The 13,856-nt window shown below is 43.9% G+C and carries 13 protein-coding genes and 1 pseudogene; 2 read left to right on the top strand and 12 right to left on the bottom strand.

Annotated elements, in window-relative coordinates:
• Positions 1 to 292: 292 nt before the first annotated feature.
• Entirely contained in the window at positions 293 to 2,905 is a 2,613-nt protein-coding gene (adhE, locus tag NLX78_RS06785) for a bifunctional acetaldehyde-CoA/alcohol dehydrogenase (RefSeq protein WP_061829054.1), read from the bottom strand.
• A 258-nt stretch (positions 2,906 to 3,163) separates the two neighbouring features.
• Between adhE and NLX78_RS06790 the strand changes: the two genes are divergently transcribed.
• Positions 3,164 to 3,880 (top strand): Crp/Fnr family transcriptional regulator, encoded by a 717-nt coding sequence (locus tag NLX78_RS06790; protein WP_013310849.1) that lies wholly within the window; start codon positions 3,164 to 3,166, stop codon positions 3,878 to 3,880.
• Positions 3,881 to 4,019: 139 nt separating this feature from the next.
• On the opposite strand, the gene NLX78_RS06795 is transcribed toward NLX78_RS06790, so the two are convergent.
• From NLX78_RS06795 to NLX78_RS06830, 8 genes and pseudogenes are all read right to left on the bottom strand, one after another.
• Complete coding sequence (locus tag NLX78_RS06795; RefSeq protein ID WP_254349969.1) at positions 4,020 to 4,787, bottom strand: DODA-type extradiol aromatic ring-opening family dioxygenase; 768 nt, start codon at positions 4,785 to 4,787, stop codon at positions 4,020 to 4,022.
• 741 nt (positions 4,788 to 5,528) lie between these two features.
• Entirely contained in the window at positions 5,529 to 5,873 is a 345-nt protein-coding gene (locus tag NLX78_RS06800; RefSeq protein WP_071641521.1) for a winged helix-turn-helix transcriptional regulator, read from the bottom strand.
• A gap of 246 nt (positions 5,874 to 6,119) precedes the next feature.
• Entirely contained in the window at positions 6,120 to 6,851 is a 732-nt protein-coding gene (locus NLX78_RS06805; protein ID WP_254349970.1) for a ThuA domain-containing protein, read from the bottom strand.
• 20 nt (positions 6,852 to 6,871) lie between these two features.
• Complete coding sequence (locus NLX78_RS06810; RefSeq protein ID WP_061829051.1) at positions 6,872 to 7,840, bottom strand: sugar phosphate isomerase/epimerase family protein; 969 nt, start codon at positions 7,838 to 7,840, stop codon at positions 6,872 to 6,874.
• 76 nt (positions 7,841 to 7,916) lie between these two features.
• Positions 7,917 to 8,999, bottom strand: a complete 1,083-nt coding sequence (locus NLX78_RS06815) for a Gfo/Idh/MocA family protein (RefSeq protein ID WP_254349971.1) — start codon at positions 8,997 to 8,999, stop codon at positions 7,917 to 7,919.
• A complete protein-coding gene (locus NLX78_RS06820; protein ID WP_235309528.1) occupies positions 8,992 to 9,759 on the bottom strand; it encodes a sugar phosphate isomerase/epimerase family protein in 768 nt (255 codons plus the stop codon). The genes NLX78_RS06815 and NLX78_RS06820 overlap by 8 nt, the downstream gene beginning before the upstream one ends.
• An 18-nt stretch (positions 9,760 to 9,777) precedes the next feature.
• Positions 9,778 to 9,948 (bottom strand): hypothetical protein, encoded by a 171-nt coding sequence (locus NLX78_RS06825; protein WP_254349972.1) that lies wholly within the window; start codon positions 9,946 to 9,948, stop codon positions 9,778 to 9,780.
• Between the two features lie 2 nt (positions 9,949 to 9,950).
• Positions 9,951 to 10,232, bottom strand: a pseudogene (locus tag NLX78_RS06830) (Gfo/Idh/MocA family protein); the annotation flags it as partial.
• A 166-nt stretch (positions 10,233 to 10,398) separates the two neighbouring features.
• Here NLX78_RS06830 and NLX78_RS06835 point away from each other — a divergent pair.
• Positions 10,399 to 11,217 (top strand): AraC family transcriptional regulator, encoded by an 819-nt coding sequence (locus NLX78_RS06835; protein ID WP_061829048.1) that lies wholly within the window; start codon positions 10,399 to 10,401, stop codon positions 11,215 to 11,217.
• Between the two features lie 83 nt (positions 11,218 to 11,300).
• Here NLX78_RS06835 and NLX78_RS06840 read toward each other — a convergent pair whose 3' ends face one another.
• From NLX78_RS06840 to NLX78_RS06850, 3 genes are all read right to left on the bottom strand, one after another.
• A complete protein-coding gene (locus NLX78_RS06840; protein ID WP_254349973.1) occupies positions 11,301 to 12,785 on the bottom strand; it encodes an alpha-N-arabinofuranosidase in 1,485 nt (494 codons plus the stop codon).
• Between the two features lie 320 nt (positions 12,786 to 13,105).
• Entirely contained in the window at positions 13,106 to 13,384 is a 279-nt protein-coding gene (locus NLX78_RS06845; protein ID WP_254349974.1) for a DUF6171 family protein, read from the bottom strand.
• A 97-nt stretch (positions 13,385 to 13,481) separates the two neighbouring features.
• On the bottom strand, positions 13,482 to 13,802 hold the full coding sequence (locus NLX78_RS06850) for a hypothetical protein (RefSeq protein WP_254349975.1): 321 nt from the start codon (positions 13,800 to 13,802) through the stop codon (positions 13,482 to 13,484).
• Positions 13,803 to 13,856: the final 54 nt, after the last annotated feature.

Genomic DNA, 13,856 nt, shown 5'->3' on the forward strand with positions numbered 1-13,856 from the left:
TGATTTTTTTCACGATAAAGCTATTTCTTGAGCCCGGCCTTTTCACCGATGCCTTACGCTCAGTGTCGGGACCTTTCTTACACCCTTATTGTAGAATAATGATAGAGTGTAGTATGTGACAAAAATCACAATATGAGTGATTTTTATCACTTTATTTTCCCTAGCTTCACGCCTATATCCTTAGCCTTGCCGTTCACCTCCCTTCCCAAACCAACAGGCCCTCTATATAGAGAGCCTGCATCGGTACTGAACGAGAAAATGCTTTTTCACAAGCCTCTTCGTACCTATTATATTATTGGTCAAAACGTCCGTAGAAGGCATTGCGATAGACATCAGCCAACTCAGTAACCAGTGGCAACTTCGGATTCGCAGTTGTACATTGATCTTCAAATGCGCGGTCAGCCAGATAGTCTACACGTGATTCGAAATCCTTCGCATCGAAACCGATTTGTTGGAACGATTCCTCGATACCAAGTGTTTTGTTCATTTTACGGATCGCTTCGATCAAGCTGTTAACCCCTTCTTCGGTGGTGCGTGCAGGCAGTCCCAGTATGCGCGCGATTTCTGCATAACGCTCATCCGCAACAAAGTGCGAATATTTAGGGAACGAAGCAAATTTTGTCGGTTTTTTCGCATTATAGCGAATGACGTGCGGCAATAAAATGGCATTCGTGCGGCCATGCGCTGTATGGTATTGTCCACCCCATTTATGTGCAAGACTGTGGTTAATGCCCAAGAATGCATTAGCAAATGCCATACCAGCAAGTGTAGAAGCATTATGCATTTTTTCACGAGCCAGCTTATCACCAGTCAGAGCCGATTGTTCTAGGTATTGGAATACCAATTGAATGGCTTTAATTGCCAGACCATCTGTGTAGTCATTAGCCATTACGGACACGTAAGCCTCGATAGCATGTGTCAGAACATCCATACCTGTGTCCGCTACAGCTGTTTTAGGTAGCGAATATACAAACACTGGGTCAATAATTGCCACATCAGGAGTCAACTCATAGTCAGCCAGTGGGTACTTCGTGTCGCCCAGGTTTTTGTCCGTAATTACTGCGAACGATGTAACTTCGGAACCTGTACCCGAGGTTGTAGGGATAGCTACAAATTGTGCTTTTTGACCCAAACGTGGGTACTTGTAAATCCGTTTACGGATATCCATGAATTTTTGTTTTAAGTTATTGAAATCAGTATCTGGATATTCATAGAACATCCACATGCCTTTAGCCGCATCCATTGGCGAACCGCCGCCCAGTGCGATGATGCAATCCGGTTGGAAACGTCTCATCATTTCAGTACCACGTTCTACCGTAACTGTCGATGGATCTGGCTCTACTTCAGAGAACACTTCGATAGCTACTGGTGTTTGGCGTTGATGCAGATAATGAATAACACGATCTACATATCCCAGTTGTACCATCATAGGGTCCGTGATAATGGCTACGCGTGTGATATCAGGCATTTTAGCAAGATACTGTGTCGAGTTTTTCTCAAAATAGATTTTGGAAGGTACTTTGAACCATTGCATATTCACCGTCCGTTTCGCCACCCTTTTCACATTAATCAGATTGACTGCCGATACGTTCGACGAAGTCGAGTTACGACCGTACGAACCGCAACCGAGTGTCAACGAAGGAAGGTTGGTGTTGTAAATGTCACCAATCGCACCATGTGTGGAAGGTGCATTTACAATGATACGTCCTGTTTGCAGACGGTTTGCGAAGCGAGCGATAACGTCCTCATCGTTCGAATGAATAGCGGACGAGTGGCCCATGCCCCCGAATTCCACGACTTCAGCAGCGCGTTGAATACCTTGTTCCGCATTTTTTACTTTATAGCAAGCCAATACAGGACTCAATTTTTCCGCAGACAATGGGAATTTTGTTCCTACCCCTTCAATCTCAGCGACCAAAATTTTAGTTCCTGCTGGTACTGTGATACCACTCATTTCAGCAATTTTCACAGCAGACTGCCCCACGATTGCTGGGTTCACTGCACATTTCTCGACATTCATAGCTCCTTGAGTGAGCTTAGCTGCTTCTTCTTTATTTACAAAATAGCAACCGTTAGCGATCATCAATTTTTTCACTTGTTCGAAGATTGGCTCTTCGATAATAACCGCTTGCTCGGAAGCACAAATCATACCGTTGTCGAAAGATTTAGAGAGGATGAGATCGTTCACAGCCTGCTTGATGTCTGCTGTTTTTTCAATAAAGCAAGGCACGTTACCTGGGCCTACACCCAGAGCAGGTTTACCGCAGCTATATGCCGCCTTAACCATGCCTGATCCACCAGTTGCCAAAATCAGCGCCACATCAGGGTGGTTCATCAGTACATTGGTCTTATCCATCGAAGGCGCTTCAATCCATTGAATACAATCAGCTGGAGCACCATGTTTAACAGCTGCTTCGAGCAAGACGCGGGCTGCTTCCGCACTACACGATTGAGCAGATGGATGGAAACCGAAAATGATTGGGTTACGTGTTTTAATGGCAATCAGCGCTTTGAACATCGTAGTCGAAGTCGGGTTTGTCACTGGAGTGATCCCCATGATAATGCCGACTGGCTCTGCTATCTTTTGAAAACTGTCAAAATCATTGTCCTCAATGACACCGACGGTTTTTTCATTTTTGATACTATGATAGACATATTCTGTTGCAAACATGTTTTTGGTGATTTTGTCCTCGTACACACCGCGTCCTGTTTCTTCAACAGCCATCTTCGCCAGGTACATGTGTTTATCCATCCCTGCGAGTGCCATAGCTTGTACGATTTCGTCAATCTGTTCCTGATTCATACTCATGAAAGCTTGCTGTGCCCGGTTCCCCCGGTCAATCAGCGTTTGAATATACTGCTCTGCGCTTTGCTCTTTTTGGATAACCTCGTTTTTAACAGCCATTTCCCTCATCCTCCTGTTATCTCGTGTACTATCTCTTGTTCACGCACTGATCGTAACACAGCTTTCTAAGATATATTGTGATTTTTTTCACAATCTATTTAAAATTTTATTTTATGAAGTGAATTAAATCACAAAGTTTGGAATTCTGCCACTTTTACCCCCTCTTCTTGCCCCAAAAACGCATTGCGCAGGTATATAATGAATTTGAATTGATCAAGTTGCAGATAAAAAACATAGGATACAAAGGGGAAATGGACGATGAGAAACCCTACAAATGTAATGGAAGCCCGCGGCAACACCTGTTGCTTCTCGGAGGCCAGCTTCAACCGGTTGCAAGTGATGATGAAAGATCGAGTTATGCCTGAAAGCTCGCATCTGTTCTGGGAAGGAGATACAGCGGATAAGCTGTTTTATATTAAGCGCGGACGCGTGAAAGTAACCAAAACAACGGATGAAGGTAAGGAACTTATTCTATATATGTATCAAAGCGGCGATCTTGTTGGTCAAGCTGATCCATTTTTCGGTACTAAGCATTCCTTTTCTGCTGAGGTTCTGGAAGATAGTGATATTGGCGTAATCGATCATACAGATTTGGAACTGCTTATTTGCCAGCATTGTGATTTTGCGATTGACTTTATGAAATGGATGGGTTCGCATCACCGTATTACTCAGACTAAGTTCCGCGATTTGATGATGTACGGCAAGCCAGGTGCTTTATGTTCAACACTCATCCGTCTATGCAATACCTATGGTGAGCCTCACGGCGAACATATCCTGATTCATAAGAAAATTACTCATACTGACTTATCTAATATGATCGGTGCGACTCGGGAAAGCGTAAACCGGATGCTTAGTGATCTACGTAAGAAAAATGCAGTAGAATACGATAACGGCATGATTGTTGTCAAGGATTTGGAAATGCTGCAAGGCGTGTGTCATTGTGAATTGTGCCCTCGTGAGATTTGCCGGATATAATGAATCGTTATTTATGTAAAAGGGAGTGTTATAAGCCATTATAGCTTATAACACTCCCTAATTTATTTCCACTCCCCTACTTATACAGGAGCAGTAGCGAAGCATTTTAACAATAGTCCTTCTTCTGGCAACAAACTTTCTAAAACTGTAAGCATAGATAACTTAAATTCCCCATCTCATAGCTTCTATGGATGACCTTGGCTTTGTTTGCAGGATTTCCACTCCCCATCGCAATAAACAACGGTACAAAGTGCTCTGCTCTTGGTACGGCCTGACGAGCATACGGTGCTTCACTTTCATAGTGATCCAAAGCCTCTATATCTCTATTTTGCACTTTTTCAATAATCCAATCATCAAAATCTATAGCCCAAGATTCTGTTTTCGTTTCCCCCCATTTGACGATACGCAGATTATGAACAGTCACGCCACTGCCAATGACCAGAATATCCTGTTCTCCCAGTCCACGTAGCACTTCACCAATGACATATTGTGCTTTGGGCGAGAGATATGGATTTACAGAGATCTGAACTACCGGAATGTCTGCCTCAGGATACATACGATGCAACAATGTCCAGGATCCATGATCCAGTCCCCTCACCCGATCAGTTTGTACGTCAATACCCTTTTGTTCATATAATTTTTCCAGCTTATTGGCCAGTTCGACAGAACCATGTGCTGGATATTTCACCGCGTACAGTTCCGGTGGGAAACCACCAAAATCATAAATGGTATCGTACACGTCATCCATCGAACTGATCGTCAACGTTTGCGCTTCCCAATGAGCAGTAAAGATAACAACCGCTTTAGGACGAATGCTTTTCCCCAGTTGCTCTAAAAATGAAGTATAGCCCGTCTGTTCAATAGCAAGCATCGGTGAGCCGTGGGCCAAAAATAAAGATGGCATCATATAAATATCCCCTTGTCATCAATAATTTATTTTATTCATTAAGTAACTTTATGTAAGTAATAGTACATAAGTAACAGAGTTATGTCAACACAGACTTCAACATACACTTAGATCAGTGATTCCATAAATAAAGATTGATATAGGTATAAGGTCATAGTAATATGTAACTAATAAATTTTGAAATTTCACTACACTTCGATACAAAGGACTGGTTTCTATGGAGATACATACTTCTAATTGCCCAAAATGTGGTTCCGTTTTTCGTCAGAACCTTAGAAACCTGTGTAGTACTTGTATTCAGGAAGAAAATATATTCTTAGACCGCTGTTCTAACTATCTATGGAAGCATCCTTCTACTCATACCCGCCAGCTCAGTGATGTAACCGGCACACCTATAGAATTACTCACAGACTGGGTAAGAGCAGGCAAGTTTCCCTCCACATACAGTCAGCTCGATTATCCTTGTGAGTCCTGCCGTTCCCCTATTTATGCAGGAAGACTTTGCCATTCCTGTCTGGGTACATTCCGTTCGGCCGCGCTGGATATTCAAACCCGTGTGCCCCGCCGTGCAACAGCAGCATTATTCTCAGTTGCAGGGCGCGTCAAAGGCTATTAAACCGTGCTACCTATGCACATCATTTCTGTGATATGGATAAGTAGTCCTATACACAAAATAAAAAAACAGCCTTTTTCCTAGGAAAAGGCTGTTTTGCTATGAGAAACGCTTATTTAGTTTGGTGCTCATCTAATCCATTCCTCAGCCCAAAATTGAATCTGTTCCATAACCGGCTGAAGTGCACGGCCTTTGGTTGTTAGCTCGTATTCAATGCGGACAGGAGTTTCCGGATATACATGACGTGTAAGAATCCCTTCATTTTCCAAATCTTTCATCCGCTCTGATAACATTTTGTCACTCATTGTGGGAATCAGATTGGAAATATCCTTAAACCGCTTAGGACCGCTCATCATGGATTGAATAATTAATCCATTCCAACGCTTGCCCAAACATGAAAAGGCGGTTTCAAAACGCGGACACATTTTTGCACATTGCGGTTGACTCTCCAAATTTTTCACCTTCTTTTGCATTTCGGTTTGATAAAGCTTTCCTTTTGTTAGTATATATCATTTTAGCATACTTTATCCCGAAAGAAAACACTTTCTTCTTAAATTAAATACCTGCGCCGATAAAGTTGCCATGACCAAAACTGATTATACAACAAACCAACACAGCAGGTATATGTCTAAATCGTTAAATACAAAAAGGCGGAATCCCAAGAGGTTCCGCCTATCAATCTGTTCATTATACAGCTCATCCATATGTGATGATTGTCATTATACCAACACTCCACCGAGAGGCCTTACAGGTTCACTTCTACCATATATTGGTTTGTTAATACTTGTCGGAGAAGTCCAACGAATGCTGTTGGCGATAACTTTCAAAATATCAGGCTGGTAATAAGTCGGATAGGTCTCATGACCTGGGCGGAAATAGAATATCTTACCACTACCTCGGCGGAAGGTACATCCGGTTCTAAATACTTCGCCGCCTTCAAAGTTACTAACAAATACCAGTTCATCCGGCGTAGGAATATCAAAGAACTCGCCATACATCTCTTCCTGCTTCAACAAAATTTTGGCATCTATGCCTTCTGCAATGGGATGTGACGGATTCACCGACCAAATAATCTCCTGTTCACCTGCCACCCTCCATTTCAGGTCACAGCTAGTGCCCATTAGGGCTTTGAATGGCTTGGAAAAATGGCCTGAGTGCAGCACGATCAACCCCATTCCTTCCTGCACTCGCTTGACAACACGCGCCGTAACTTCATCGCTCACCTGATCGTGGGCTTTATGCCCCCACCACAGCAGCACATCTGTGGAATTCAGAATATCTTCTCCCAAACCATGCTCGGCATCATCTCGCAGAGTAGCTGTTCGAATGGCAAATCCCTCTCCTGCCAGGCCGTCAGCCAACGCTTTGTGTATCCCGTCAGGATATATCTGTTTGGCTTCATCATTCAACTTTTCGTTCAAATATTCATTCCAAATGGTGACGTTAATCATCAACATTTCCCCCTATTAGGTTAGACCCACCACATCTCGCTCAGCGGTTCTTCAATCAGTACCTGGCGAAGATTGTGGACGGCCTTAGTAAAGCCTTCCTCCACGGACATCAGACCATCTTCATGCTCAATACTCACTACATAATCGTATCCCACCAGACGCAGGGCACTGATAATATCTGCCCAGGTTTTTACATCATGCCCATAGCCCACAGTTCGGAACTGCCAAGCACGATCTAGCATTTTCGTATATTCCTGCATATCGGTAAGTCCATATTTATTTACATTGATCGGATCAATCGTCGTATCCTTGGCATGAAAATGGTGAATGGCTCCCTCTCGGCCCAAAATTTGAACCGCCTGCACTGGGTCAATTCCCTGCCACCACATATGGCTCGGATCCAGATTAGCACCAATGACCTCTCCCGCAGCTTCACGCAAACGAAGCAAGGTCGCTGGTGTATGAACGGAGAATCCCCCGTGTAGCTCCAGCCCAATTTTAACATGATGATCTGCTGCAAATTTCCCCGTCTCGGTCCAGTAAGGAATAATTTTATTCTCCCATTGCCACTTCAACACTTCTTGAAAATCATTAGGCCACGGAGCCACAGGCCAGTTTGGATATTTCGCATCCTCGTGATCACCCGGACAGCCAGAGAAAGTGTTCACAACTGGAACTTCCAGCTTTTCTGCCAATCGAACGGTTTTAAGAAACGTATCATGATCAGCCTGGGCCAAATGCTTTTGCGGATGGAGAGGATTGCCGTGACAGCTAAGCGCACTAATCGTTAGTCCGCGGGACTCTACTGCCTTTTTGAAATTTTTGAGCGCTGTATCATTCTCCAGCAACTCATCCGGCTTACAATGCTTATCCCCAGGGTTGCCGCCTGTACCGATTTCTACAGCATCCAATCCTTGAGAAGCCACATAATCCAGCGCCTCCTCCAGCGAACGTCCGCCAAACAACACCATAAATACTCCAAGTTTCAAAAGAAATCCCTCCCTGTATCATATGTGAAAAAAGCTGCTTTCATTATAATGATGGTCTATTCGGGATAATTACGGCTTAGTCAAAATAGACAGCTTTCCCCGTACGAGCCGATTCATAGATAGCTTCCAAAATTTCAGTAACAACCAGTGCCTGTTCCGGCTTCACAAGAGGTTCTTTGTCGTCCAGAATAGATTCGATCCACAGACGGGCTTCGCGGTCTGCTTCATTTTCCGTTTCTCCAGAGTAAAAGGCAACACCGCCTGCATCCAGATCTATTTTCGTATCAAACAAGCGGCTGTTCTTTTCTCCGTTAATGCGCAATCCATCCTGCATATCAGCTCCGCCTTCGGTACCGCATAACAGCGTCTTCGCTTCGCCAAACTCTACAACGTTCAATGCCCAGCTGGACTCTAGTACAATCGTAGCTCCATTTTGCATCGTAATAAAACCAAAAGCTGAGTCCTCTACCTTAAATTCCTCAGGATTCCAAGGTCCAAAGGCATTTGCTGCATCTTTACGATCCCCTAGCTTATGGAAGGTTGAACCTAGTACGCTTTTAGGCTTGTAATTATCCATCAGCCAGAGTGTCAGGTCGAGTGCATGCGTGCCAATATCAATAAGGGGGCCACCGCCCTGCTTCTCTTCATCCAAGAATACTCCCCAGGTTGGAACCGCGCGACGGCGTAGAGCAATGGCTTTGCCCAGATAAATGTCTCCAAGCTCTCCTTGTTCGACCAATTGCTTCAGATACAAACTATCATCACGATAACGGTTTTGATACGCAATAGACAGCTTCTTACCTGTACGGTTGGCCGCATCGAGCATTTCCCGTGCCTGCTCTGCAGTTTTAGCCATCGGTTTTTCACACAGCACATGCTTACCTGCCTCAAGCGCCGCTACGGTAATTTCCGAGTGCGAGTCGTTGGGTGTACATACATGTACGACTTCAATGTCTTTATTTTCTAACAGCTTACGGTAATCGCTATAAACTTGCGAGCCTTCAACTCCAAACTTTTCTGCTGCCTCTTCAGCGCGCTTCTGAATGATGTCACAGAATGCAACGATTTCTGCACGCTTCTGCTTGGCAAGACTCGGCAAGTGTTTGCCGTTTGCAATCCCTCCACAACCAATAATCCCGATTTTGAGTGTTTTAGACATGAATATTTCCTCCCTGAGCTGCGTATTGTTGGAGCCATTTAATGCTGGTTTCAATGCTTTCGATTGGAGGGTTTGAGCAGAAATCCTGTTCTACGACGATCCAATCCACACCTGCCTGAATAGCGGCGTCTGTAATGGCCTGAAGCTGCACTTCGCCTTTGCCAAGCTCTACAGTTACTGCTTTTTGTTGCTCGTCACGTGCCATATCCTTTAAGTGAATGATAGGCAGGCGTCCATTATAACGTCCGATGTATTCCACTGGATCATAGCCCCCATAGTATACCCAACAAGTATCCATTTCGACCTGTAACAAATCATCGGAAACCGCATCATATAAAGCATCGAATACCGGGCGATCATTGATTTTTTCTGTCAATTCAAAATCATGATTATGATAAGCCAGTATCAAGCCCTGTTCTTTCACTTTTTCACCAATACGATCCAAATTAGCAAAAAGTTCATCCCACTGTCGCTGTTCTTCGGTTAAATAAGGAACGATTAGGTATTTATTTCCCAATTCTTTGTGGTATGCAATCTCCTCATCCAAATGATCCAGCAAACGAGAATATTGTATATGAGTTCCGACAACTTCCAGATTCAGCTCATCCAAAAGCGCTCTGACATCCTTGGCATTGCGTCCGAAAAAGGTATGAAATTCTACCCCTTTATAGCCAAGCTCCGCTACCTTGCGCAATGTACCTTCAAAATCCTGTTCAAGTTCTTCCCTTACTGTGTACAATTGCAATCCTACTTTAGCCATTCCCCTTCACCTCTTTAATTAGGATGAATTTTCCATTATATCTGTTCCATAATACAAATCCTCATCCGGTTTGAACGTGCTTTCCATCGTAATGTGATTGCCTTCCAATGATGAGCGCTGAAAAGCATGCATGGCTTCTAACACATGGTAGGCCAGTTCAGCATTGGCACGATGGTCTATGAATTTCAATGCGCCAAAGGCTTTTCACTGTACACATGCTTGCCTGCCTCTAGTATCGCCACATCTGACCGTGCATGGCTGCCAGGCACGGTCAGATTAAATACAAGCTCAATCTCAGGCTGGCGAAGCAATTCATCCGCTTTGTATACGTTTTCAATCTTGAATTCATCGGCCCTCTCATCCAGTAAATCAGCGACGGCCACCACTTCAATAAGTGGGCTATTTTGGAGATTTTCAAGATATACCGAGCTAATAGTACCGCATCCGATAATCCCGGCCTTCATTTGTTCCACGTCGTCACACTCCTTAGCCTCCAACATGTACTTTCTCATCTAACATGTAAGCTTTACAGTTCACATAGTATTCTATTTCTGTTTCGTTTAAAATGAATAATATGATTAAAACATGAACAATCTGGTCAATATTTGAAACAGCCATATGCCCAAAGGAGTCATCATCATGTCTATCGTCGAGCCTTGTCAGGTTCTTACCGCAGGCTATTCCTTCCATCGAAAGCCCTTTTATTCGAACCAGCCTGATGGGATCAAAAATTATTTATTCCGTTTGCAAACAGATGGACGCTGCCAGGCCCGCATTAACGGGGAAATGACACGGATTGAGGCGGGTGACCTACTGCTATTCAATCCTACCGAGCCTTATGAACTGGATATTCATAGTGAGTTGAACCCCATGGGAGAGCAGGTCGTGGAAAGTGGAGATTATCACATTTTTTTCGGTGGTTCCTGGGTAGATGAGTGGTGGAACCATCATAAACGACCCAACAGAATTAAGGTTCAGCTCACAGAAGCCCTGCTTGGCCTATTTCGTCAGCTTGTGATGGAGCAACGACGTATTTCTAATCCTTACCCGGAAATATCAAGTTATTACATACGCATTTTATGTTTGGAGTTTGACCGTATGCTATCCGATCATCCTATCGCTACTCATCATAACTATCTTGCGTATCAGATTAAAAATTATATTGAAGAAAACGCATCTTCTAACTTCAAACTGGATGACGTGTCTTCACACGTCGGTATCAGCGTATCCCGAGCAGTACATCTGTTTAAGGAAACATTCGATACGAGCATTATGCAGTACACGCTGGACATCAGGCTTAACATGGCGAGAGAACGAATCATTTTCAGTCCCATGTCACTGGAACAAGCCGCCGAATCGTCAGGATTTGCAAATTACACGTATTTTCACCGTGTATTTCGTTCCCGCTTCGGTATGTCGCCCAAAGAATTCAGGGTGATTCACCGTGAGCAATTGTAGGACAAAGAGAGTGTTCACCTGAACGCTCTCTTTGTTCATAACCAATAATAGTGAATACTGCTTACATACCACGACCGTTTTTTTTACGGAGCAATTGTCAGCATCACTACCGACATTGGTGGCAGTGTAACATCCAAATGCTGACCTTGCAGCTGATAGGATGTGAAAACTTCCTTTTTCACACGCTCTGGCTGATCAAACGTATTATGTGCCTGCATATCGTCGCTGGCAAGGACAACACCGCTGATCTTTTTAATTTCTTCCAGTCCTCTTAGCTCCAAATTCAAGTTTCCCGACTCGCCCGGATGGACGTTGCAAAAGCTAATATGAATATTGTCGTCCTGCGCCTTGGAGGCGGACACGCTAACTTGTGGGATGGAATCTCCGTCATATTCATAATCGCCTACCTTTACATGAACAGCCAGTGCTTGCGCATCCTGATGCACCTTAAACATTTCAAATACATGGTATGTCGGCGTCAACAGCATAGCAGGGCCTTCAGTCAGAACCATGGCTTGCAATACATTAACCATTTGAGCAATATTCGTCATCTGTATTCGGTCATGGTGATTATGGAAAATGTGTAGGTGCAGCCCAGCTACCAGTGCATCGCGCATCGTATTTTGCTGATACAGGAAGTCTGGATTGGTTCCCGGTTCAGTCAGGAACCAGGTTCCCCATTCATCGACGATCAGTCCGACCCTTTTGTCAGGATCATATTGGTCCATAATGGCTGAATGACGAGTAATCAATTCATCCATATGCAATGATTTTTTCATCGTCTCGAACCATTCCGCTTCATCAAAACCGACTGCTTGCCGTTTCCCTTCCCAGTTTCCCGGGATCGTATAGTTATGCAGGCTCAAACCGTCCATAAGATGCCCAGCTTCACGCATCAACACTTCGGTCCAACGATAATCATCCACATTCGCCCCACCTGCAATCCGATAAATGCGGTTCTCGCCATAGTTACGGACATATGTCTGATATCGGCGATATAGGTCGGCATAATATTCTGGGCGCATGTTACCGCCACAACCCCAGTTTTCGTTACCCACTCCAAAATATTTGAGCTTCCATGGTTTCTCACGACCGTTTTCCTGACGCCATGCAGCCATAGGGGACTCTCCATCGAAGGTCATGTACTCTACCCACCCCGACATTTCCTGAACTGTACCACTGCCGACATTTCCACAAATATAAGGCTCTGCATCTAACAGTTCGCACAATTGAAAAAACTCATGTGTGCCAAAATGATTATTTTCAACCACACCGCCCCAATGCGTATTTACCATTCTCTTACGGTTTTCTTTTGGCCCGATACCATCTTTCCAATGATATTCATCGGCAAAACAGCCTCCCGGCCAGCGCAGCACAGGAATGTTCAGCTTTTTCAGGGCTTCCACCACATCATTACGAATTCCGTTTGTGTTCGGGATCGGTGAGTCCTCTCCAACCCATATGCCTTCATAAATGCAACGTCCAAGATGCTCAGCAAATTGTCCATAAATGTTTTTATTAATAATGCCTTGTTTCCAATCGGTATTAACAACAATAGAACCCTTCACAACAAACCCTCCCCAAAAATATTAAGATTGTTGGAACACCCGCACAAATGTTTGCGCTTTCATTTTGGCCTAAATATCAATCATATCACCGATTTTCTTTCGATCATTTTTTTTACGCATCATTACTTTTGGTAAGAATTAATATAAATATTAATAATTAAACAAAAACATTTCACGTGTTTAATATATTTTATTGTCTACTTTTTGTCAATCGTTAAGAAAAGGTCCAATCAAACCAAAAAGCCTGCCATTAAGGCAGACCAAGGTATGACTATCCTAACCCGTAATCCAGGTTCAGCCGAGCCTGAGCATTGTATCTTTTAGGCTGTTCCTATCCAGCGTGAACCATGGTAACTGGGACAATTTTGAGCTGCCGCCAAAGCACGTACACGAACAATACTTCCGCTGATACCACATGTATGCCCGGACATTAACTCTTCACATTGTGAGCAGGCCAACAGTCTGGCTTCGTACACTTCATCATTTACACATTCCATTTTGGGTCTCATGTTGGTTAGAATTCTGGTAATTTGCTCTTCCGATATCGAGATATCTCTTTCACAGCCTTTACAGGTACTTGGCACAGGTATACCTTCCATCGTAAGCTTACCCTCCCCATCAACAATGTCTTAAGTAAATATAGTTAAGTCCATGATGCCATAAATGATAACAGTATATTCTCTATTCTGGCTAGCCCTATTTCCGTTCAGACGGAAGGCCCGCAGCCGCCTCAGATACGACCATCGCCAAGTCCTCATTTCCGAACATGGACAGTACCCCTAATACCGTATCCAGCGGAATATCACCCGCTTCTTCACGCGATACAGTCAACTTGCGTACTCGTAGCAGACGCTCATTGCTATCCTGATGCGGATACGCTTCACGATATAGTTCCTCTGGCTCCAACCCGTGATTGATACACCATTGCGCAAACACAAGGATCATCATATCTTCTTCTTGCTTATAATTTTCAATGATGGCTTCTTCTAGCTGCTTACCACGGTTATCTTCTTCCATTCATTCATTTCTCCTTCAACCTAATTCTTGATGTCTGTCTGGACTGTTAAGATC

This window comes from Paenibacillus sp. Lou8.1, assembly GCF_024213565.1.
Taxonomy (GTDB): Bacteria; Bacillota; Bacilli; order Paenibacillales; family Paenibacillaceae; genus Paenibacillus; species Paenibacillus polymyxa_B.

Coding starts and splice junctions, on each gene's coding strand:
- NLX78_RS06850 (WP_254349975.1), bottom strand. CDS start 13,802: ATGGAAGAAGATAACCGTGGTAAGCAGCTAGAAGAAGCCATCATTGAA.
- NLX78_RS06820 (WP_235309528.1), bottom strand. CDS start 9,759: ATGGCTAAAGTAGGATTGCAATTGTACACAGTAAGGGAAGAACTTGAA.
- NLX78_RS06845 (WP_254349974.1), bottom strand. CDS start 13,384: ATGGAAGGTATACCTGTGCCAAGTACCTGTAAAGGCTGTGAAAGAGAT.
- NLX78_RS06790 (WP_013310849.1), top strand. CDS start 3,164: ATGAGAAACCCTACAAATGTAATGGAAGCCCGCGGCAACACCTGTTGC.
- NLX78_RS06795 (WP_254349969.1), bottom strand. CDS start 4,787: ATGATGCCATCTTTATTTTTGGCCCACGGCTCACCGATGCTTGCTATT.
- adhE (WP_061829054.1), bottom strand. CDS start 2,905: ATGGCTGTTAAAAACGAGGTTATCCAAAAAGAGCAAAGCGCAGAGCAG.
- NLX78_RS06815 (WP_254349971.1), bottom strand. CDS start 8,999: ATGTCTAAAACACTCAAAATCGGGATTATTGGTTGTGGAGGGATTGCA.
- NLX78_RS06805 (WP_254349970.1), bottom strand. CDS start 6,851: ATGATTAACGTCACCATTTGGAATGAATATTTGAACGAAAAGTTGAAT.
- NLX78_RS06800 (WP_071641521.1), bottom strand. CDS start 5,873: ATGCAAAAGAAGGTGAAAAATTTGGAGAGTCAACCGCAATGTGCAAAA.
- NLX78_RS06835 (WP_061829048.1), top strand. CDS start 10,399: ATGTCTATCGTCGAGCCTTGTCAGGTTCTTACCGCAGGCTATTCCTTC.